The organism is Shewanella intestini, from assembly GCF_018221465.1.
Classification (GTDB): domain Bacteria; phylum Pseudomonadota; class Gammaproteobacteria; order Enterobacterales; family Shewanellaceae; genus Shewanella; species Shewanella intestini.
Genome location: NZ_JAAIKR010000002.1, coordinates 199,667 through 222,694, shown reverse-complemented (window position 1 = coordinate 222,694; position 23,028 = coordinate 199,667). Strand labels below are relative to the sequence as shown.

The following is a 23,028-nucleotide window of genomic DNA, read 5'->3' as shown; positions in this document are numbered from 1 at the left end:
TTAAAGGAAGTTATATGTCAGTTAATGCCTTAATGTTAAGTGCCTCACGCGTTGGTGATACCCCTTATTTATCTCATACAATCGATTTTATTCGTCCGTTATGTTCACCTGGTCAAAAGTGGTTATTTATTCCTTATGCCGGTGTCAGTATGGATTACGATCATTACCTGACGCTTGTCCAAGAAGGTCTAGCACCCCTTGGGTTATCCATTGAAAGTATCCACCAATTTAACGACCCTAAACAGGCAATAAAACAAGCCGATGGTATTTTCGTCGGTGGTGGAAACACATTCCACTTATTGCATGAGCTTTACCGTTACGACTTAGTGCAGTTAATTAACGAACAAGTTTTGTCAGGTAAACCCTATGTAGGTTGGAGTGCAGGCTCGAATATCACTGGGCAAAGCATCCGAACAACAAATGACATGCCAATTATTGAACCCGTGTCTTTTACTGGCTTAAGAATTTTACCTTTTCAGCTCAATCCTCACTACAGCAATGCCACACTCGCTGGACATAATGGTGAAACCCGCGCCCAGCGACTGCTTGAATTTACAAAGGTAGACCCAATAACCCCTGTTATTGCGATTCAAGAAGGCACCGCATTACGACTTAAAGACCAAAAGCTCACACTAATTGGTGACAAAGAAGGTTATTTATTTAAAGGCGATATTCAAGCACAACCGATTGCTGTAGGAACCGACCTCAGCGTTTATTTAGACAAGAAACCAACCACATAATCTCGCTGGTGTCCTTATCATGTTTAGGGCTTTAGCCTGGATAAGAACCTCCTTGTTCATTCACAATGAACGCTTAACGGTCAACTAGCGGTTGTTACAAGATAGGCAACAAACACTGTATGCGATGCCAATCTTGACACTGTCTGTCGATCACTATTTTCATTAATCATTACTGACCTTAACTATTGATGTGCACTGGCATTGCACATCAATAGCGGCAACCTAAATACCACTACTGACACAATTCCTGCCTTTAATTGTAATTTATTGATTAACCTCACCTGACATATCTTGTAAAATAGCGCTTTAAAAATGTTCTATATTTTCAGTATGTTTTACGATTACTGAATCTTTACAAGGTAGCTTCACCCATAATATGAACAGCAAACGCACATACAGTATCCACAGGCATTTTGGGTTGTCATTATGCTTACTTTGCACATTAATCTCTCCGCTATCTCACGGCGCAGATATTGCCTCCAGTGTTTCCCAAGGCGAAACAGACCGTTTAGCCGATGGCGGCTATTTTGAGCTTGGTGCAGGTGCTTTTTCCTCAAACAAAGTTGACGTTCGTCAAACCGATCATCAAACCATTGAACCTGCATTGTTAATAAGCGGCGTATATCAATACAAAGGCTTATTTGCCGAAATGGTGCATCAATCTCAAGATGGTATTAACCTTGGCTATAATATCTGGAACTCAGCGCATTGGTCAGTTGATATCCTTTTAGCCAACATTCAAACCACGTGGCGTCGTCCTGAAGGGATTGATCCCAAACTGCTCGATGAAGCCGAGCGCAATGTATATTTATTATCAGAAGAGTCTATTTACGTTGGTGCAGGCATTAGAGCAACACGTTACTGGGACGACCATTATGTGTTTCAATTTCGTGCTGTCAGTGATTACTTTGACGACCAAGGACTGCAAAGCAGCGCTCGATTCGGAAAATCTTGGCAAGTGCGTAATTGGAATTTTCATGCCTTAGGTAGCGTTACTTATTCATCAGCCAAATTGAATCGCGCTTTATTTGGTGTGACCGCTGATGAAGCGACTGATTTATTTCCTCAGTACACACCTGATAGCTCTTTAAGTTATGGCATTGAATTAGGTGCAGCCTACCCCATTACCTCAAATGTCGTGTTTAGGGCAATGTATCGCTATAACCTACTCCCTGATGTCATTACCGACAGCCCCTTTAATCAAGCTGGATATGCGTCATTTTTGAACGCCACTATCAGCTATGTGTTTTAAGGTGGCTTATGACTAAATTACTCACTCGATGGTGGCATTTATTATGGTTGGGATTGATTTCCCCCGTCAGCCATGCACAAACAGATATCACTGACTTTACCGCCACACCTGAACAATGTGTCGCTTTGCACAAAGGTCAAATGTGCTATCAGGATGTCACCTTTAAATGGTCTACTCCCAATGCAGGCAAATATTGCCTTATGCAGTCTAATACGAATGAAAATCCCCCTCAGCAACCCATAACCTGCTGGGAAGGACAAGCTCTGACCCAATATTCTTATAGTTTTGAAAATACCACTACCACAACATTTCAATTAATTCGCCAAGGCCAACCACAACCGCTAGCCAAAGTGAAAGTGGTTGTGACCTGGGTTTATAAAGCACCCAAACAAAGTCAATCCGGTTGGAGACTGTTTTAATGCAAGATGAGCAAAAACATATTTTAGTAGTAGAAGATGACTGTTCATTAGCAGAATGGATCAGCGATTACCTGTTAGACCACGGCTATACCATTACCGTTGCCAGCCAAGGTGATTACGCCCTAGAGATGATTGAAGAAGAAGTGCCAGATTTAGTCTTACTCGATGTAATGATGCCAGTTAAAAACGGCTTTGATGTCTGTAAAGAAGCACGTTCATTTTACCGCGGCCCTATTTTGTTTATGACCGCTTGTGTTGAAGATGGTGATGAAATTAAAGGCCTAGAAGTCGGTGCTGATGATTACTTAACCAAACCTATTCGTCCACAAGTCATGCTCGCGCATATTAAAGCGCTGCTGCGACGTGCTACAGATGACAAAGTTAAACAACAACTTGAATTTGGCGATTTAGTATTAAATGCCAATGCTAAATCGGTCAAAATTGGTTCGTTTTCACTTGAGTTAAATGCGAATGAGTTTGACGTATTTTGGCTACTGGCATTAAACGTCGGCACTGTCGTTGCGCGTACCGAGCTGATAACGCAATTACGCGGCATCGAATACGATGGTTTTGATCGCTCAATAGATATTAGAGTATCACGGCTACGTAAAAAACTGCTCGACGCCCCCAATCAACCCTACAAAATAAAAACCGTGCGCGCCAAAGGCTATTTATTTTGCCGCGAAGAACAAACTGAAGATTAATCCCGTCGCCACATACCAATGGCATCACCACTAAGCAAATGGCATCAATATGAAAAAGCTCATTATTTCTTTGGTTTTAGTGGTAATTATTGCCATTGCAAGTTTAGGTTGGACCATCACCCAAATTGCCGCAGTAACCGAATCTACAGATGGGCAAGCGAACACCATTGAGAAGATTAATGCCTTGAAATGGGTAGGTGAATCACTTGCTAAAACCTTAAACGACCCTCTCATTGACCAACAACAGTTTATTCGTCATTGGAACAGCATAAATGACGAAAAAATGTCAATTATTGCTGAATCTGCCTTTGCATTGCCGCCGTCACTACACAAACAATTTATTCAACAAGCAGCATTAGTACTTGATTCAGATGAAGGGATTTCACTGCATTATCATCTGGACAAAACCCAGCAAGTATTAAATATTAGCACCACTTTAGTGACCCCTGATGAGCAACTACAGTCCAGTAATGAACATTACACCATGCTATTTTACGGCGGTGTCAGCCTGATTTTATTGCTATGGATATCTCCGCTAATTCGCCAACTGATCAACTTAAGTAAAACCACAAAAGCGTTTGGTATGGGACAATTACAACAACGTATTAAAATCAAAAACACCTCTTATATTAGTGAAATTGAAATCGAATTTAATCGTATGGCCGATCGCATTCAGCAACTTGTTGACGATAATAAATTGCTCAGCCGCGCGGTATCGCACGATTTAAAAACGCCGATAGCCAGATTACGTTTTGGCATTGAAGCATTAGAAGAAACCAGCAATCCCGCCCTAAAAGTGAAGTACTTTGCACGTTTAAACACTAACCTCGACACCATGGAAGAGTTGGTTGCGACACTATTAAGTTACGCCCGTCTTGATGAAGCGAATATCTCGCCAGCATTAAGCGTATTTGACCTTAATCAATGGTTAATCGAACGCTATGCAAACCAGCACTTTGAGCAGCATACCTTCACGCTTTTGTCAGCGTCACAGCCCATATTGATTCAAAGTGATCGCCAGTATCTAGCCATGCAAGTTAGTAACTTGCTCAGTAACGCCGAGCGTTTTGGGCAACAACATATTCAAATAAGCATTGTAGTTAACCCTGATACCGTTCAAATACGGGTTGAAGATGACGGCAAAGGCATTGATGACAATGAAGCCCTAGAAGTGATTAAGCCGTTTGTTCGTGGTCAACATAGCCGAGATAATGCAGGGCATGGTATGGGGCTGGCAATTGTTGCCAGAATTGGTAATTGGATGGACTCGAAGCTAACAATTGATCGCTCAGCACAATTAGGTGGCGCTTGTATGATATTAACCTTAGTTCGAATAAATGAGCACGAGTAACAAATAAACCCAAAAAATTACGCCACAAAGTAGCCATAAAAAAAGCGCTAAATTGACGGTATCTATTATAGATAAACTCAATTTAGCGCCTATTTTAAAAAACGCGGGTTACAACATATTATGCTAGTTACGCGTAACCTTCGCGTGGTATTGATTTCCAGTAGTTATTAATTGTCAACTTTTACATGGTTCAAAATGTAGTTGACATCATAGACTCGTGTATTAGCTTGAGCGGGTTTAGTTTTTAAACCTGTCACTTCAACCACTGTTGATGTTTCTTTATCTATGCTGGTGCTACCAAACAAAATATTATTGCTTTGACTGCCCGCACCAAATTGCCCTACAGCATCACTATTAGTTTGTGCATTTGTGTATTGGAAATAATCGTAACCTGCTTTTTGGCACAGCTCTGCGGACTTAATCATCACATACTTTTGAGTTAAAGCACGATCAGTATTAGTATTTCCAACAAAACTAATCTGCCAGCTATCGGGAGCAATCTGCACGGTTTCAAAGCCTTTACCAAATGTCCAAAAACTTTTTTCGGTGTTATAAGGTGTGGCGCAAGCACTCAACAAACAGGCTACTATCGCTAACATTGATATGTGTTTTAAAATTTTCATGATTGACTCCAATTAGAGATTAAAAGTGGTAATTAACACCCACTGAGGTTGCCCACTGGTTTTGACTTCCGATTAATGGTGAATCAGCCATGTCAGACCCTAAACGGGTATAGCCTGCTGACTGAACAATGTCTAAATGCTCAGTGACAGGTGCCACTAATACATAACCGGCACGATAAGCTAAGGTTGATGATGCTTGGTATTCGCTGCGAACATTGGTGGCATCTTTTTTACTGACACCGGTATAGTAATTGGCAAAATCTTTACTGTAATAATGCACGCCTGCATATGGAACAATGTCAGCAAAGCCCACTTTTATTGGATAATAATAAGTCATATCGGCTTGGTAACCGTTATAAACATCAGTCACATCATGTTGGAACTTACTTGAAAGCGTACCATTACCTAAATGTAAATCGAGGTTTAACCCAAGGTCGCCGCTTGCCTTGCGGTCTTTCATGCCATCTAAGATGTCGGCATCTTTTGCATCAAATTCGGCATTAGCTGTCACAAACACGCTCATATTCAATAGTGACTCATTGTCACCAAGAAAGCGATAGTTAACCCCGCTAACATCGGCATTAAAATCGCTACCATGAAATCCACCGTTTAAATATGCAGCTGTTTTATGGTCTTGCCCTTTATAAAACTCACTTCCAGTTACCACACCCGCACCTGCAAAAAATTTACCCTCGTGGCTATACACATTACCGTTACGAATATAAGTATTGTCTGCTGCTAGCGCTGATTGAGACAACAATAGTGATGAGATGACTAAGGTTAAATATTTCATTTTGTGTCCTTTATTTTTATCGTTAATGTTGCTGTAGAACAACTATATGCAATTAATAAAAACAACTCTGTATCCTACTGTAACCTGAGATACAAATAAGCGGGTGTAACACGTAAATTTTCAATATTCCAATTGATACATCCATAATGACAAGGCAGATTTCACTAAAAAAAGGCAACAAAAAAAGACGTCCTAAGACGTCTTTTAAAACCACTTTACTCATCAGTCACATAAAGAGACTTAACAGCAAAGGATTACCAACCAGTACGGGTACGCAATGCAGAACCGATGTCAGCTAATGAACGCACAGTCGTTACGCCTGCGGCTTCAAGAGCGGCAAACTTATCTGCTGCAGTGCCTTTACCACCGGCGATGATTGCACCAGCATGACCCATGCGCTTACCTTCTGGCGCGGTTACGCCAGCAATATAAGACACAACGGGTTTCGTCACGTTAGCTTTAATGTATTCAGCCGCTTCTTCTTCAGCAGTACCACCAATTTCACCAATCATTACAATTGCTTCAGTTTGTGGGTCGTTTTGGAACATTTCCAATACGTCGATGAAGTTAGTACCTGGAATTGGGTCACCGCCAATACCGACACAAGTCGATTGACCGAAACCTTCATCGGTAGTTTGCTTAACCGCTTCGTACGTTAATGTACCAGAGCGAGAAACAATACCGACTTTACCAGGCTTGTGGATGTGACCCGGCATGATACCAATTTTACACTCACCAGGTGTGATAACACCTGGACAGTTAGGGCCAATCATACGTACGCCAGTTTCTTCAAGTTTCACTTTAACTTGCAGCATATCTAACGTAGGGATGCCTTCAGTGATACAAACGATAAGCTCAATGCCACCGTCAATCGCTTCAAAAATAGCATCTTTACAAAAAGGAGCCGGTACATAGATAACTGAAGCCGTAGCACCTGTTGCAGCCACAGCATCTTTAACCGTGTTAAAAACAGGAAGGTCTAAATGCACTTGGCCGCCTTTTCCTGGTGATACACCACCGACCATTTGCGTACCGTATGCGATGGCTTGCTCAGAGTGGAATGTACCTTGCCCGCCAGTGAAACCTTGACAGATAACTTTAGTATCTTTGTTAATTAATACAGACATTACTTGCCCTCCGCAGCGGCAACAACTTTTACAGCCGCGTCAGTTAATGACTCAGCAGCAATAATATCTAAACCAGAAGTGGCAAGGACTTCACGGCCTAGTTCAGCGTTAGTTCCTTCAAGACGTACAATAACAGGAACTTGAACACCCACTTCTTTTACTGCACCAATAATACCTTCTGCAATCATGTCACAACGGACAATCCCACCAAAAATGTTTACCAGTACGGCTTTAACATTGGCATCAGACAAAATGATTTTAAACGCTTCCGCAACACGTTCTTTTGTTGCTCCGCCGCCCACATCAAGGAAGTTAGCGGGTTTGCCACCATGTAAGTTAACGATGTCCATTGTGCCCATTGCAAGGCCAGCACCGTTTACCATACAACCAACATTTCCGTCTAAAGCAACATAGTTAAGCTCAAACTTTGCTGCGTGTGCTTCTCGCGCATCATCTTGTGATGGGTCATGCATTTCACGGATTTTAGGTTGACGGAATAAAGCATTACCGTCGACACCAATTTTGCCATCAAGACAGTGAATGTTACCTTCGTCAGTGATAACAAGTGGGTTGATTTCAAGTAAAGCGAAATCATGGTTTTCAAACATTTTAGCTAAGCCCATGAAAACTTTAGTGAACTGCTTCATTTGAGTTGGGTTTAAACCTAACTTGAAGCCAAGATCACGTGCTTGGTATGGCTGAGGGCCCGCTAATGGGTCAATAATTGCTTTGTGAATTAATTCAGGTGTTTCTTCCGCCACCTTCTCAATTTCAACGCCGCCTTCAGTTGATGCCATAAACACAACACGACGTGTTGCGCGGTCAACAACAGCGCCAAGATATAATTCATTAGCAATGTCGGTGCAGCTTTCAACTAAGATTTTAGCTACAGGTTGACCGTTTTCATCTGTCTGATAAGTGACTAAGTTTTTACCTAACCAGTTTTCAGCAAATGCTCTGATTTCTTCTTTATCGCCAGTGACTTTGACACCACCTGCTTTACCACGGCCGCCTGCGTGTACTTGACACTTAACAACCCACATATTACCGCCAATATGACCTGCTGCTTCCACTGCTTCTTGCGCAGTATCACAAGCAAATCCTTCTGACACTGGTAAACCATATTCGGCAAATAGGGCTTTTGCCTGATACTCATGCAAATTCATGATGATCTATCCATATACTTCTAGTTATATCCAGTTGGCCATCTAGGCCAACAGCGAGGGGGTAATCTACAACTTACAGATCAAGTAGCAGACGCGTTGGATCTTCTAAGAAGTCTTTAATGGCAACTAAGAATCCAACAGACTCACGGCCATCGACAATACGGTGGTCGTAAGAAAGAGCAAGGTACATCATAGGTTGAATAACAACCTCACCATTAACAGCCATTGGGCGATCTTTAATCGCATGCATGCCCAAAATGGCACTTTGTGGCAAATTCAAAATTGGCGTCGACATTAATGATCCAAATACTCCACCGTTAGTCACAGTAAAGTTACCGCCAGTCATGTCATCGACAGATAACTTACCGTCACGGCCTTTAAGGGCTAATTCACGAACATTTTTTTCAATATCGGCAAGGCTCATCGTATCGGTGTCACGCAATACAGGTGTCACCAAACCACGTGGCGTTGAAACCGCAATGCTAACATCAAAATAGTTATGATAAACAATATCATCACCGTCAATTGATGCATTCACTTCTGGGAAACGTTTTAGCGCTTCAGTTACCGCTTTGACATAAAAAGACATAAAACCTAAACGAATACCATGACGTTTTTCAAACACTTCTTGGTATTGCTTACGAATGTCCATGATAGGTTTCATGTTCACTTCGTTAAACGTGGTCAACATTGCCGTTGAGTTTTTCGCTTCAAGTAAACGATTAGCGATGGTTTTACGTAGACGTGTCATCGGTACACGTTTTTGGCTGCGACCTTCAAGCGATGCAACTGGCGCAGGCGCGGCAACAGGTTTTGCAACTGGCGCAGATTTAACAAACGCTTCTACGTCTTCTTTAGTTACGCGTCCGCCTACCCCACTACCTTTAATTGCAGTCGCATCAAGGTTGTGCTCTGCAATTAAGCGGCGCACTGACGGGCTTAAGTTATCGTTACTGTCATCTGAATCAGCAGCTGGCGCAGCATTTGCTTGTGCTTTAGTGACTTCTTGACCCGCTACCGCACCAGCAACAAAGTTAGCAATAACTTGTTCGCCTAAAACCGTATCGCCTTCTTGAAATAATAATTCACTGATAGAACCATCTTCTGGTGCAACAACCTCTAAAACGACTTTGTCGGTTTCGATATCAACTAGGTTTTGATCGCGCTCTACGGGTTCACCAGGTTGAACATGCCATGTAGCGATTGTTGCATCAGCAACTGATTCTGGTAGAACGGGTACCTTAATTTCGATACTCATGGAAAGCTTTCCTTTTATAAATTATCTGTTACGACAGTTTTAATGCGCTATTCAATAAAGATTCTTGTTGGCGTAAATGTAACCCCGGGTAACCACATGCTGGTGCAGCTGAAGCTTCACGGCCAGCATAAGTTAGTTGAGCACCGGCGGGAATATTTGCCCAAAAATGATGTTGACTACAATACCAAGCCCCTTGATTTTGTGGTTCTTCTTGGCACCAAACAAAATCTTTAACGTGTGCATATTTTTCTAATGCAGCACGCATTTCAACTTCAGGGAACGGGTAAAGTTGCTCGACACGTAATATGGCGACATTGGTGAGATTTTGTTTACGGCGTTTTTCGAGTAATTCGAAATATACTTTACCGCTACAAAATACCACTCTGTCCACTTGAGTCGGGTCAAGGTCGTCAACTTCATTAATAATGTTTTGGAACTGACCATTGGCAAGTTCATCCATGCTTGAAACCGCAAGTGGATGACGCAGTAATGACTTAGGCGACATCACCACTAACGGACGACGCATAGGACGGACTACTTGACGACGAAGCATGTGGTAAACCTGCGCAGGAGTAGACGGCACACAGACTTGCATATTGTGGTTAGCACATAATTGTAAGAAACGCTCAAGTCTGGCACTTGAATGTTCAGGGCCTTGGCCTTCATAACCATGTGGCAATAACATGGTCAAGCCACATAATCTGCCCCACTTTTGCTCACCAGATGATAAAAATTGGTCAATTACCACTTGCGCGCAGTTAACAAAGTCACCAAATTGCGCTTCCCAAATCGTTAAGCCTTCAGGTTCTGCTGTGGCATAACCATATTCAAATGCCAGTACCGAGGCTTCTGACAATACCGAATCGGTAATGTCAATTTCACCTTGTTGAGGCGCAACATTGCGAAGGGGTAAATAAGTAGTTGCGTCATTTTGGTTATGTAATACCGCATGACGGTGGAAGAACGTGCCACGACCTGAGTCTTGACCTGTGATTCTCACTCGTTGGTTGTCTTCAAGAATTGATGCGTAAGCCAGTGTTTCAGCAAAGCCCCAATCAAGTAATTTATCACCCGCGGCCATGGCTTTACGGTCGCCATAAATTTTAGCGACACGTGATTGCAGTTTATGGCTTTCAGGAATATCGACAATTTTATCAGCTAGGTTTTGTAACCGTGTTTTGCTCATTCCTGCTTGATATGATTCGTCCCATTCTTTATTAAGATACGGTGACCAATCAACCGTATTGAGTGTCATTGGGCGCCACTCTTTAACCACACAATCACCCGCATCTAATGCGTCACGGTAGGTATTAACCAATCCAGTGACATCATCTGCTGAAATGCTTTGCTCTTCAATTAAGCGGTCGGCATAGATTTTACGTGGTGTAGGATGCTTTTTAATTTTGGCATACATCAGTGGCTGGGTCGCACTAGGTTCATCAGCTTCGTTATGGCCATGGCGGCGATAACACACTAAATCAATCACCACATCACGTTTAAATTCATTGCGATAATCTACCGCGAGCTGAGAAATAAACGCTACCGCTTCTGGGTCATCTGCATTGACGTGGAAAATAGGTGCTTGCACCATTTTGGCGATATCGGTGCAATATTCAGTTGAACGCACATCAGCATGATTAGAGGTGGTAAAGCCCACTTGGTTATTCACCACAATGCGAATACTGCCGCCGACTTTAAAGCCACGAGTTTGAGACATATTAAATGTCTCTTGCACAATGCCTTGCCCAGTAATAGCAGAGTCACCATGAATGGTAATAGGCATGACTTGTAAGCCGTCTTCACAGCCACGTCGGTCTTGTCTTGCTCTGACTGAGCCAATCACAACTGGATTTACAATTTCTAAATGCGATGGGTTAAACGCGAGCGCCAAATGTACATTGCCGCCGGGCGTTTCAAAATCTGATGAGAAACCTTGGTGGTATTTCACATCACCAGAACCATTGACATCAGCATGTTTACCGGCAAATTCGTCAAACAACTCAGCAGGTCGCTTACCAAGAATATTAACTAACACGTTTAAACGGCCACGATGTGCCATACCAACGACAATTTCTTTCGTTCCAGCTTCACCTGCACGATAAATTATCTCGCGCATCATTGGTACTAATGCATCGCCACCTTCTAATGAGAAACGTTTTGCCCCAGGAAATTTAGCTCCCAGATATTTTTCCATACCTTCTGCTGAATTGAGGCCTTCTAAGATACGTTTCTTGACATCGATAGCATAATTCGTTTTACCTAAAGAGGGTTCAAGGCGTTGCTGGATCCAGCGTTTCTCTTCAGTATCGGTGATATGCATATATTCAGCACCAATTGAACCACAATAAGTGCTTTTCAATGCATGAATGATATCGGCTAACTTCATGGTATCGCCAGCATGAGCAAAAGAGCCTGTATTGAACTCACGTGCCATGTCTTCAGCGGTTAAACCATGGTGTTTAGGATCAAGTTCTGCAACAGGCTCACGTTTCCATAATCCAAGCGGGTCTAGATTAGCACCTTGATGGCCACGAAAACGGTGGGCGTTGATTAATTGCAGGACTTTAACTTGCTTAGCATCGAGATCGGGATCGCTAACTCTCGCAGCGCCTTTACCACGTGTTTCTAATGCTAAACTTCGAAAATATTCACGGACTTTAGAATGAGCTGCTTCAGGAGCCTCAATTGCTGCTTCACTGACAGGGGGGAGATTATCAAAGACTAGCTGCCAGTCATTAGAAACTGACTGTGGATCGTCTTGATAGGCTTCATACATCTCTTCTACGTAGGTCGAGTTCGCGCCGCTTAAATGAGACGACTCGAGCCAGGCTTTCATGATGCCTTGGTGCATTGTAATTCCTTTCCAACTTGATACACGTACTTAGCCATTTGCTATTGTGACAGTATCGCCATCATAGCCAAACTGCAACAATAAAAACAACTTGTTACAGCTAATTCTTCAATCTATTTTTGCACCAAAATAACTGCCCAAAAAAGGTGCAAAAAATGAGCTAATAAATCCTTATTAGCTCATGGTCGTGCTACACCGCTCGCTTCAATAGCATTGACTTAATATGGCCAATGGCTTTGGTTGGATTTAAGCCTTTCGGGCAAACATCCACACAATTCATAATGCCATGACAACGGAATACGCTGTAGGCATCATCTAATTCAGACAAACGAGATTCCGTGGCGGTATCGCGACTGTCAATTAAGAAACGGTATGCATGCAATAACCCACTTGGACCAACAAACTTATCTGGATTCCACCAAAACGATGGACAAGCCGTAGAACAACAAGCACACATAATACATTCATAAAGACCGTCTAAATGCTCACGCTCTTCTGGTGATTGTAAATGCTCACGTGCTGGGGTTTTTTCGTCATTGATTAAGAAAGGTTTGATTTTTTCATACTGTTTATAAAACTGTGTAAGATCAACAACCAAGTCTCGCACAACTGGCATGCCAGGTAATGGACGGATTTCAATTTTGTTACCTTTGAATGTCGACACTGGCGTAATACACGCCAAGCCATTTTTACCATTCATATTGATACCGTCACTACCACAAACACCTTCACGACAAGAACGACGAAATGCTAATGTTGGGTCTTGCTCTTTCAGTTTTATTAACGCATCTAACACCATCATATCCGTGCCTTCTTGCACTTCAAGGGTGTAATCCTTCATGTAAGGTTTGGTATCTACATCAGGATTATATCGATACACTGCAAATGTTAAATTCATCTTTGCAACTCCGCCTTAGTAGGTACGTTTCTTAGGAGGGAAAGCTTCACGAAGCTTTGGCTCCATATTCACAGCACGTTTTTTCATTGACTCTGTTGTTGGGTCAAATACGCTGTGACATAACCAATTTTCGTCATCACGCTCTAGGAAATCTTCGCGAGAATGCGCCCCGCGGCTTTCTTTCCTAAAGTTAGCGGCATACGCTGTCGCTAACGCCGTTGCCATCAAATTATCGAGCTCTAAACATTCAATACGTTGTGTATTAAATTCACGCGAATTATCAGATAACTTGGCATTGTTAAGACGTTTTTCGATGGCCTTTAACTGCTTAAGCCCTTCAGCCATGGCATCGCCAGTTCTGAAAACAGAGAAGTTAAGCTGCATACAAAGCTGTAAGTCTTTACGGATATCAGCAGGGTCTTCACCGTCTTGGTTTGATTCCCAACGGTTTAGACGAGCCAATGATGCTTCAACATTGGCATCGGTCGCATCTTTAGGTGTTGGCGTCTCATCTAACGCTTTACCCAAATGCTGACCAGCTGCACGGCCAAAGACAACTAAATCCAACAACGAATTACCACCTAAACGGTTAGCGCCGTGAACGGATACACAAGCAATTTCACCAACAGCAAATAAGCCCGTGATATCTTGCTCAGTGCCATCTTCATTTTGACGAAGCACTTGACCGCTAACTTTTGCAGGTAATCCGCCCATCATATAATGACAAGTCGGCAATACCGGAATTGGACCATCTGCAGGATCAATATGGGCAAACGTGCGAGAAAGTTCACATACACCCGGTAAACGCGCTTCTAGCGTTTCTTTACCTAAGTGGTCAAGCTTTAATAAACAATGTGGCCCTAATGGTCCGTCTAAGCCTCGACCTTCACGGATTTCAGTCATCATTGAGCGAGCAACTACATCACGCGATGCCAGATCTTTTGCATTGGGTGCATAACGTTCCATAAAACGTTCGCCATCTTTATTTAAAAGATATCCCCCTTCACCACGACAACCTTCTGTGACGAGTACACCAGCACCAGCAATACCTGTTGGGTGGAACTGCCACATTTCCATGTCTTGCATTTGTACGCCAGCGCGCATTGCCATGCCCACACCATCACCAGTATTAATGTGTGCATTTGTGGTAGAGGCATAGATACGCCCTGCACCACCTGTCGCTAATACTGTGGCCTTGGCTTTGAAATAAACGATTTCACCTGTTTCTATTTCAATGGCTGTACAACCAACAATCACGTCATCTTCATTTTTAACTAAATCAAGTGCATACCACTCAGAGAACACTTCAGTTTTGTGTTTAACGTTCTGTTGATAAAGACAATGTAATAATGCATGTCCAGTTCGGTCAGCTGCCGCAGCAGTACGTGCCGCTTGTTCACCACCAAAATTACGTGATTGACCACCAAATGGACGTTGGTAAATAGTGCCGTTTTCAAAACGCGAAAACGGTAACCCCATATGCTCTAGTTCAATAATGGCTTCTGGGCCGGTTTGGCACATAAACTCAATAGCGTCTTGGTCGCCAATAAAGTCAGAACCTTTAACCGTGTCATACATATGTTGTTCCCAGTGATCTTCATGGGCATTACCCAGCGCAACGGTGATGCCACCTTGCGCAGAAACAGTATGAGAACGTGTTGGGAAAACTTTAGATAAAAGCGCACAGCTCTTACCTTCTTTAGAAATTTGTAATGCAGCGCGCATACCCGCACCGCCTGCACCAATTACAATCGCGTCAAATTCGCGTACAGGAATACTCACTTAAACACCCCACACAATAACGATGCCAGCCGCAAGATAACTCAATGCGGTCACAACAAAGATAAACTGCAAAACACCACGTAAAGCCGTGTTCGGTACATAATCAGTTAGCACCTGCCAAACACCAATCCACGCATGAATTAGCAGAGCAATGAGGGCTAACAGTGTGAAGACTTTCATTGGCAAGGTGCTAAATAAACCTTGCCAGATCTCGAACGTTAACGGTGCACTACAAGCAATAAATCCAATTAGAAAAATTGAATAACAGGCTAAGATAACCCCACTTGCGCGTAATAAAATAAAGTCATGAACACCACTGCGTCCAAAACTTGCTGCATTAGTTACCATATCCAAATCCCCACAACGACTGAAAATACTAAGGCAATGACAAAAAGTGCCTTAGCAGAAGCAATACCAGAAGTTAGCTCTTCCCAACGACCGGTATCCATTATCAAATGACGTATGCCACCGAATAAGTGATATCCAAGCGCAGTTAAGATGCCCCAAAGGATAAACTTCATTAATAAATTATCGAAAAGAGATTGGACACTAGCGAACCCTTCAGCTGACGTTAAAGATGAATTTAACAACCAAAGAAGAATACCAATAGCAAATAACATTATGACACCAGATATACGGTGTAAGATCGACGCGATCGCTGTAGCAGGAAAGCGTATTTTATGCAGGTCTAGATGGACAGGTCTTTGCTTTTTCACGTTCTGCTCACTCAGCTCCATTGAGCATTATTTTTGTTTTTATCAGTTACCGCTCGCAAATACTTAACATTAAATTAACTATTAACGAAAATTGTACTGATTTACCCCAAACACACAACCAATTGAGCAATCACTAATTTAGAGTTGTAATAAAATATTTCTCAAACTGTGACATTCGTCTCTCAAATAGGCGCGAGCAAGTATACTCGGGCAGAATGTCAAATACAAACATCACATTATCAAAATCTATTTTTTTATTAAAAATTATTTAAATACGATGCAAAACCGCATTACAGCTAGCTTAAGCAAGATATATACCATCATAATAAAAAATTTAAACGCTTATTTAAATTGAAATGTAAACCAAGATCACTGTAAAGTAATGACCGCTTAACATGCCGCACTCACAAGAAAAGAATGAAGTAAGGAGAACGGGGTATGGCTGAACATATAGCCAAATTAGAATTACCGAATAATGATTCAATTGACCTACCAGTCAAACAAGGAAGCGCTGGCTTTGATGTTATAGACATCAGTAAACTAGGTTCTAAAGGTTATTTCACTTTTGATCCAGGTTTCTTGGCAACAGCATCTTGTGAATCTGCCATTACGTATATTGACGGTGCAAAAGGCATCTTAACCCACCGTGGTTACCCAATTTACGAACTTGCCACACAGACTAGTTATTTAGACGTTTGTTATCTGTTATTGAATGGCGAATTGCCGACTAAAGCACAATATCAAGCTTTTGAATCTATGGTAAAAAACCATACGATGGTCAATGAACAATTAGCTGATTTCTTTAGTGGTTTCCGTCGTGATGCACACCCGATGGCAATGCTATGTGGTGTGACTGGTGCGCTGTCTGCGTTCTACCAAGATTCTTTAGACGTCAATGATGTTAAACACCGTGAGATTGCGGCGTTTAGACTGATTTCTAAAATGCCAACCATTGCAGCAATGTGTTACAAATACTCAGTTGGCCAGCCGTTTGTATACCCTCGAAATGACTTATCTTATGCAGGTAACTTCTTATCGATGATGTTCGCAGTGCCTTGTGAACCATACAAAGTTAATCCCGTTGTTGAAAAAGCAATGGATAGAATCTTTGTATTACATGCAGACCATGAACAAAATGCATCAACATCAACTGTACGTTTAGCAGGTTCTTCTGGCGCTAATCCATTTGCTTGTATTGCAGCCGGTATTGCCTCTCTTTGGGGACCTGCCCATGGTGGTGCTAACGAAGCATGCCTTGAAATGCTTGAAGAAATTGGCAGTGTTGAGCGCATACCTGAGTTTATTGCGCGTGCCAAAGATAAAGACGATCCCTTCCGGTTAATGGGCTTTGGTCATCGAGTTTATAAAAACTTTGACCCGCGTGCTAAAGTCATGCGTGAAACTTGTCATGAAGTACTTGATGAGTTAAATGTACAAGATCCACTACTTGATGTCGCAATGGAACTTGAGCGTATCGCACTTGAAGACGAATACTTTGTATCTAAGAAATTATATCCAAATGTCGACTTCTACTCTGGCATTATCATGAAAGCCATTGGTATTCCAACAAGCATGTTTACTGTGTTATTTGCATTATCACGCACAGTAGGTTGGATTGCACACTGGAAGGAAATGTTAGATCAACCTGGTCATAAAATCAGTCGTCCACGCCAATTATATACAGGTGCTGAAGACAGAGATTTTATTGCTTTAGATAAACGCTAGTTTATTTAAAATACAAAAAGCGCCGATTGGCGCTTTTTTATTACTCTCACCTCTTACTTCATTTACGAGCGTGTAAAAAGACAAAATACTGGTCATTTTTAATAAAAATTTAGTTATATGATAAAAATTTTAATTCTAAAAAAATGATTAAATATGCAGGTGAGCAATTAAAAATCACCACTTATTACAACAAATCAAATTATACAATCGAAATAATTTTAAATTTTGTCGATTATATATACAAACGTAACTTGAATATTTTTCAGTTTAATTAGTTATCACTAAATAAAGTGCAGCCAATTTGTTACATTATTGTTATTTACCAAAACCTGTTAATAGTATATTTCTTAGCCAAATATAAATTTATCTAACTCAAATATATAATAACGACCAATCATGATTTTAAGCATCATAGTTATTATCTAAACTTTGCTTTCAATTCATCATTTAGCCCACAACTTAGATAATAGCTGGCTAACATTCAAACAAATCAATGTAATATTATTTCGTTGCGGACATTCAAACCCATAAATAAACGCTCGTTACCGTTTATGACAATGAATAAACCCACTTGCATGTTCAATATTGCGCAAACACGGCGTAATAATCACATCCAGAAACAGCTTCCAACTTTATAAGTGGGTGTTGCTTATCAAAAAGTAGCAAAACACAGTAACAGCACTCTGCTTTTGTTGAAATGACATTAAGCATAAATAGCATTTATAGAGTTTGACTTACAGCCATCTTCACCTCATACCGTATAAGAGAGTATCAATGCTGATGAGGCTGTTAACAGTGATAAGTCTTATTGGCATATTGGCATATCGTTTCGCATACCTGTTGATCATCACTTACTAGTACAAAGCAGTTTAGTCTCGTTGCAATGCAACGATAGGGTCTAGTTTTGCCGCTTTTTGAGCTGGATAAAAACCAAACCCGACACCTATTCCCATACAAACAGACAATGATAAAACGACAGAAAACAGTGACCAAGCAACAGGCCAACCTGCAGCCGATGAAATAATGGCGGCGAGAATAAATCCAACAAATATTCCAATGACACCACCAGTGGCTGAAATTGCGATACTTTCAATTAAAAACTGCCGCGCAATGTCACTACGTTTAGCACCCAACGCCCTTAATAAACCAATTTCAGCAGTGCGCTCTAATATCGTCGCCAGCATGATATTCATAATACCAATCCCACCAACCAGTAACGAAATACCCGCAACACACGCCATAACAATATTAAAAATTTGCTGCGTTTTTTGGTGCTGCGCCAATAAATCAGCAGGCACAATCACTTCAAAATCACTTTCACCACCGTGACGGCGTTCCAATAAATGGGTTAAGCTTTGAGCCGCTAATCTTGGGTCATTTCCCGCTTTCATTGCAATCTTGAATGAATCTAATTCATCCTCAAGTATGTTAAATTTGAGTTTTTTATGTGCTGTAGCGAGTGGAATAAACACTTGATTGCGCTCGCCACCTAACTTTACGCCTTTGATGGTGGAATGATGATCATTTTTTTCAGCAAGGATGCCGACAACAGTAAACCATTGATGATTTATTTTCACAGATTGATTTAATGCTTGGCCTTGAGGAAATAAGCTTCTTGCGGCTTCAGGCCCTAACACTGCCACTTGGTTAAAGTGGGCATTGTCGTTTGCGGTTAATTCCCTTCCTTGATTTATTTTTAAGGCCGTTAAACCAAAGTAAGACGGCGATATGCCAACAACTTTAGCATTACTGCGTCCTTGTAAACTAAACAAACTAAATAGCTTAACCTGTTTTTGTGCACTCCAATTTGCAACAAAAGGCAAGGTCACTATTGCACTTTCTATATCACGCATGCTCAAGCCAATACTGTGCTCTCTCACTGCTTTACGCGCATCGCCTTGTGACGGCCGCGCTTGAACAACAAGGTTATTTACCCCCATTGATTCAATCATTTTAAGCGCTTCTTTTTCAGCGCCTTCACCAACACTGAGCATTGCAATGACGGCACCTACGCCAAATATCATCCCAAGTAAGGTGAGTAATGTTCTGAGTTTATGGTGGCGCATTTCATTAAATGCTTGGCCGATACCCTCTATATAGGTTTTATAATGTTTATTGATGGTTGGCAAAAAGGCGATGCTCATTGCACTTGGCTCCTTTTTGACGGCATGGTGAGAGCGATAACATCATTGGCGTTAATTCCCGATGTAATTTCAGTGCAATTAATACTGCGCGTCCCAACTTCGACGGTTTGCTTCACAAACCCTGTTGGTGTACGTAAATAGACCCAGTTTTTACCTTGATGTTGAAAAATGGCCTGATTAGGAATGGCAATCACATTGGCAATATTAAACGCATGAATTTTGGCTGTAACTTGCCGGCCGGGTTTCATTATTTTGGTAACGGTGTTGGTTAAACTAATGGTTATCTCAAAATAATTTACTGGGCTATTTTGATCTTTTGCTTTGGCCAAGGAATCAACTTGGGTGACTTTACCGCTAAATTTTTTATTCGGATAAGCATCTAACACGACAGTGGCCGTTTTTCCTATGCTCAAGCCCAAGGCTTCTGATTCAAGAACAAACATTTTTGCTTGCATGGTTTTGGTTTCGGGCAACTTACCTATGGTTAATCCTGACCACAACATATCGCCAGCACTTGGCGTTAGCCCATTCCAATTACGGGTAGCAACAAATAAGCCTGCTTTTGGCGCTTTAATCTCCATTTGCTGCAGGTTATTGCTATACAGTTTAATTTTACTCAAATGGCTTTTTTGTTTCAGGCTAATTAAATTTTGTTCTGCTTGCGCTTGTGTGCTGTGCTGCGTTAATCCCCAATCAAAATAATCCATTTTGGCCGCCAGATAATCTTTATTGCGCATTTGGTCGATTATGTCGATTTTGGTGTACACGCGTTCATCTTCACTATAAAACTTGTCAGCCAATATTTGCTCTTTTGTCGTCAGCTTTGTGTCGGTTGTCAATGACTTATCAATGGTGGCGTCTTTTTCTTTTTGTATTTTACTGTCTAAATCTAAGCGGTTAACGTTTAGCTGCTCTTTTGAAAGATCAAAGCGTTGCCTTGTGCCATCCATTCTTGCAATAACATCACCTGCTTTCACATAACTGAAATTATCAATTATCCACGACAAAGATTGCGGCCCGCGAAGCCCAGAAGGCACATTGATCAATACTGACTTGCTGGCTTCTAGTTCACCTGTGGCTGGGATATCGACCACAAAATCACCGCGGTTAACTGTCATCGTAAGCACATCAGTTTGTGCAGATGGATTACAGCCACTGAGGGTTAACATCCCACAAGCAAGTATGTTGAGTGTAATGACATTGGTAATAAAGTTCTTCATGGTAATACCACCTCATCTCCGGCTTGCAGTCCCGTTAATACTTCGACTTGATGTGTGCCCATTTTGCCCAAGGTGATTGATTTGAGTCGGTTTTGAAAAAAACCCTCTATTTGCACAAAGGCTTGGCCATTTTTATATTCAATGGCATCGAGAGGCAGGAGTAATTGCGGTTTATTTGATGTGACATCAATTGCCACTTTTGCCGTCATGCCAGGGCGCATTAACGAAGAGTCAGGCTTTGTCACCGTAGCTACGGCATCAAATATGGTTAACGGCACATCTTGGTTTTTAACCCGAAATACCGCGCCCAATTGCTTAATTTTGCCATTAAAAATTCGGTCTGGGTTGGCATCTAAGCGCACTTTTAATGTTTGGCCTACTTTCACTCTACCCGCTTCGACTTCGGGAATGGTCATATTCACTTGCATATTGTCTAGTTCTGGCATACTTAATATTGCATCACCCACATAAATAGACTGACCTTCAGCCACTTTATTGCCCATTGCATCAATGCCATATACCACCATGCCGCTGCGCGGCGCAATAAGAGTTAATGATTGGATGCCCTTTTTTAACGCAGCCACTTCAGAGGTAAACTTTTGTTTGTCCCCAACAAGCATTTTCTGTCTTTGTTTAGCACCATTAATCTCAAGCTTTATTTGTTGTTGCACTAAGGCCACCTTGTCATTGGCTATAGTGGCTTCAATGACATATTTTTTCTTGTCAATTTCTGACACAGTGGCATCAGATATATCCACTTTTAACTGGGCTTTTTTCTGATTCATTTCCGCTTCAGCAAGGCTGAGTTTCAAGTCTTGAAGCTTTTGTGCATTGCGTAATGTTGAGGTTTTAATGTCTTGAATAGTGGTTTCTAGTCGGGCACTTTTCACTGACAAACGTTGAACTAATTCAGACGTGTCAAGCTGTGCAACCACTTGACCTTTAGCCACTTGTGCCCCTTCAGCGACTAACATTTTTATTTGGTATTGCCATACACGGCGGATCACCGGAGGTTTTAAATTGATGGTATCAGCAGACACCAGCTCACCAGTGACTTCAATTTTTTGATCTAACACGCCACGGTTTACGGTATATGTCACATCCTTAGAGCAAGCAGTTAATAACCCTAATGTGGCCAATAATATTAAATGATGTAGCTTCATGTTGTTGGCTCCACGTTTACCATCACACTCATACCAGGTATTATCTTCGCTCCCGCTTGGCCTTGATAGTCAATAAGCACTTTAAACCAGTTACTTTCACCCCATGAAGCTTTGCGACTAGCTTGACTGCTTATTTGAATAATTTTGCCAGTTAATTTAATCTTTGGCTGCGCATCTAAATGAATGCTAACCTTTTGTTGCAAAGCAATTTTATCAACATCGACCTCGTTAACCCACGCGGCTATTTGTAGATTATTCATGGCCGGAATGGTGGCAATTTTTCTGCCTATTTGAACCGTGTCACCGACTGCGAACTTTTTATCTGCGCCATAATCACGTTCATACAGTAACGGACCATTAATGGTTGCCTTAAGCTCAAGTTGGTCTATACCATCTAGGGCATAATTAAGTGCTATTTGGGCTTTTTTTCTGTCGATGGATAGTTGTTGTAATACTGCAGTTTGTTTATCGGTGATTTCTTTTAATGCTTGTCTTTTTTTACTCACGTCTGACTTTGCAGTTAATAGTGCAAATTGATTATCAGCATACTCTTTTGCAGCAATAAAATTTACCGGGATAGCACCATCTAGTGCGGCTTTATCAAACTCAAGTTTGGCTTTAGTTAAGTCAAATTGTGCTTGTAACCGTTGGCTGTTAAGTTCTATGGTTTGGCTTTGTTCTTGCGCAGTCACACTTAACAAGGTGGCCTCCAATTGCTCAACTTGACTGGCTAAATCGCTTTTATCAAAGATCACCACAACTTGTCCGGGCTTAGCTAATGTCCCTTCTGGTAGCATCCATTTTATTTGATAGCGCCATGCGCGCCCAGCTTTTGGCACAATAAATGGCTGTGACTTAGCCGAGGCGACCTGCCCTGTTAGCAACAATGCAATCTCTGGTAAGTTATTAGTATGTTGCTGCTCAATACCACTTGGGGTAATCACATTTACCCTATCTTGCCCTTGTTGGGAATCGGCTTTAGCCACACACAAATGAGATGCAAGCACACAAGTTAACACACACAGTTTAATAATGACGCAGGGACCTTTGATGGGGAAAAATGGCAAGGGTGATGGTGTTGATTGAGTAAGCATTG

Annotated in this window: 20 protein-coding genes; 6 read left to right on the top strand and 14 right to left on the bottom strand. The window is 41.7% G+C overall.

Annotated elements, in window-relative coordinates; all coding sequences use genetic code 11:
- Positions 1–14 precede the first annotated feature (14 nt).
- The 5 genes from pepE to G3R48_RS04085 all read left to right on the top strand — a co-directional run bounded on the left by pepE (position 15) and on the right by G3R48_RS04085 (position 4,466).
- A complete protein-coding gene (gene pepE / locus G3R48_RS04105) occupies positions 15–740 on the top strand; it encodes a dipeptidase PepE (RefSeq protein WP_153663332.1) in 726 nt (241 codons plus the stop codon).
- A gap of 376 nt (positions 741–1,116) precedes the next feature.
- Positions 1,117–1,992, top strand: coding sequence for a MipA/OmpV family protein (locus G3R48_RS04100; protein ID WP_153663330.1), 876 nt, complete (start codon positions 1,117–1,119; stop codon positions 1,990–1,992).
- Positions 1,993–2,000: 8 nt separating this feature from the next.
- Positions 2,001–2,411 (top strand): DUF3019 domain-containing protein, encoded by a 411-nt coding sequence (locus G3R48_RS04095; RefSeq protein WP_153663328.1) that lies wholly within the window; start codon positions 2,001–2,003, stop codon positions 2,409–2,411.
- Positions 2,411–3,115 (top strand): response regulator, encoded by a 705-nt coding sequence (locus G3R48_RS04090; protein ID WP_153663326.1) that lies wholly within the window; start codon positions 2,411–2,413, stop codon positions 3,113–3,115. The genes G3R48_RS04095 and G3R48_RS04090 overlap by 1 nt, the downstream gene beginning before the upstream one ends.
- A 49-nt stretch (positions 3,116–3,164) precedes the next feature.
- Entirely contained in the window at positions 3,165–4,466 is a 1,302-nt protein-coding gene (locus G3R48_RS04085) for an ATP-binding protein (protein ID WP_153663324.1), read from the top strand.
- A 167-nt stretch (positions 4,467–4,633) separates the two neighbouring features.
- Here the strand turns inward: G3R48_RS04085 and G3R48_RS04080 are convergent, their stop codons facing one another.
- The 10 genes from G3R48_RS04080 to sdhC form a co-directional block, all read right to left on the bottom strand.
- Positions 4,634–5,089 (bottom strand): CC0125/CC1285 family lipoprotein, encoded by a 456-nt coding sequence (locus G3R48_RS04080; RefSeq protein WP_153663322.1) that lies wholly within the window; start codon positions 5,087–5,089, stop codon positions 4,634–4,636.
- A 19-nt stretch (positions 5,090–5,108) separates the two neighbouring features.
- Positions 5,109–5,882, bottom strand: coding sequence for a MipA/OmpV family protein (locus tag G3R48_RS04075; protein ID WP_153663320.1), 774 nt, complete (start codon positions 5,880–5,882; stop codon positions 5,109–5,111).
- A gap of 254 nt (positions 5,883–6,136) precedes the next feature.
- A complete protein-coding gene (gene sucD / locus G3R48_RS04070; protein WP_153663318.1) occupies positions 6,137–7,009 on the bottom strand; it encodes a succinate--CoA ligase subunit alpha in 873 nt (290 codons plus the stop codon).
- Positions 7,009–8,175: an ADP-forming succinate--CoA ligase subunit beta gene (gene sucC, locus G3R48_RS04065; RefSeq protein ID WP_153663316.1), complete on the bottom strand. Its 1,167-nt coding sequence runs from the start codon at positions 8,173–8,175 to the stop codon at positions 7,009–7,011. Before sucC ends, sucD begins: the two co-directional genes overlap by 1 nt.
- 73 nt (positions 8,176–8,248) lie before the next feature.
- Entirely contained in the window at positions 8,249–9,433 is a 1,185-nt protein-coding gene (gene odhB / locus G3R48_RS04060) for a 2-oxoglutarate dehydrogenase complex dihydrolipoyllysine-residue succinyltransferase (protein WP_153663314.1), read from the bottom strand.
- Positions 9,434–9,461: 28 nt separating this feature from the next.
- A complete protein-coding gene (gene sucA, locus G3R48_RS04055; RefSeq protein WP_153663312.1) occupies positions 9,462–12,284 on the bottom strand; it encodes a 2-oxoglutarate dehydrogenase E1 component in 2,823 nt (940 codons plus the stop codon).
- Positions 12,285–12,474: 190 nt separating this feature from the next.
- Positions 12,475–13,182: a succinate dehydrogenase iron-sulfur subunit gene (locus G3R48_RS04050; protein WP_153663310.1), complete on the bottom strand. Its 708-nt coding sequence runs from the start codon at positions 13,180–13,182 to the stop codon at positions 12,475–12,477.
- A gap of 15 nt (positions 13,183–13,197) precedes the next feature.
- Positions 13,198–14,964, bottom strand: coding sequence for a succinate dehydrogenase flavoprotein subunit (sdhA, locus tag G3R48_RS04045; RefSeq protein ID WP_212593207.1), 1,767 nt, complete (start codon positions 14,962–14,964; stop codon positions 13,198–13,200).
- A complete protein-coding gene (sdhD, locus tag G3R48_RS04040; RefSeq protein WP_153663308.1) occupies positions 14,965–15,312 on the bottom strand; it encodes a succinate dehydrogenase, hydrophobic membrane anchor protein in 348 nt (115 codons plus the stop codon).
- On the bottom strand, positions 15,306–15,701 hold the full coding sequence (gene sdhC / locus G3R48_RS04035) for a succinate dehydrogenase, cytochrome b556 subunit (RefSeq protein ID WP_153663306.1): 396 nt from the start codon (positions 15,699–15,701) through the stop codon (positions 15,306–15,308). Before sdhC ends, sdhD begins: the two co-directional genes overlap by 7 nt.
- A 417-nt stretch (positions 15,702–16,118) precedes the next feature.
- Between sdhC and G3R48_RS04030 the strand changes: the two genes are divergently transcribed.
- A complete protein-coding gene (locus G3R48_RS04030; protein ID WP_153663304.1) occupies positions 16,119–17,405 on the top strand; it encodes a citrate synthase in 1,287 nt (428 codons plus the stop codon).
- A gap of 869 nt (positions 17,406–18,274) precedes the next feature.
- Here G3R48_RS04030 and G3R48_RS04025 read toward each other — a convergent pair.
- The 4 genes from G3R48_RS04025 to G3R48_RS04010 are packed head-to-tail and all read right to left on the bottom strand — an operon-like array spanning position 18,275 to position 23,026.
- Positions 18,275–19,549 carry an ABC transporter permease gene (locus G3R48_RS04025; RefSeq protein WP_194823865.1) on the bottom strand — a complete coding sequence of 425 codons (1,275 nt, stop codon included), beginning with the start codon at positions 19,547–19,549 and terminating at the stop codon, positions 18,275–18,277.
- Positions 19,546–20,769, bottom strand: coding sequence for an efflux RND transporter periplasmic adaptor subunit (locus G3R48_RS04020; RefSeq protein WP_153663302.1), 1,224 nt, complete (start codon positions 20,767–20,769; stop codon positions 19,546–19,548). Before G3R48_RS04020 ends, G3R48_RS04025 begins: the two co-directional genes overlap by 4 nt.
- On the bottom strand, positions 20,766–21,932 hold the full coding sequence (locus G3R48_RS04015; protein WP_153663300.1) for an efflux RND transporter periplasmic adaptor subunit: 1,167 nt from the start codon (positions 21,930–21,932) through the stop codon (positions 20,766–20,768). The genes G3R48_RS04020 and G3R48_RS04015 overlap by 4 nt, the downstream gene beginning before the upstream one ends.
- Positions 21,929–23,026 (bottom strand): HlyD family secretion protein, encoded by a 1,098-nt coding sequence (locus G3R48_RS04010; RefSeq protein WP_153663298.1) that lies wholly within the window; start codon positions 23,024–23,026, stop codon positions 21,929–21,931. Before G3R48_RS04010 ends, G3R48_RS04015 begins: the two co-directional genes overlap by 4 nt.
- Positions 23,027–23,028: the final 2 nt, after the last annotated feature.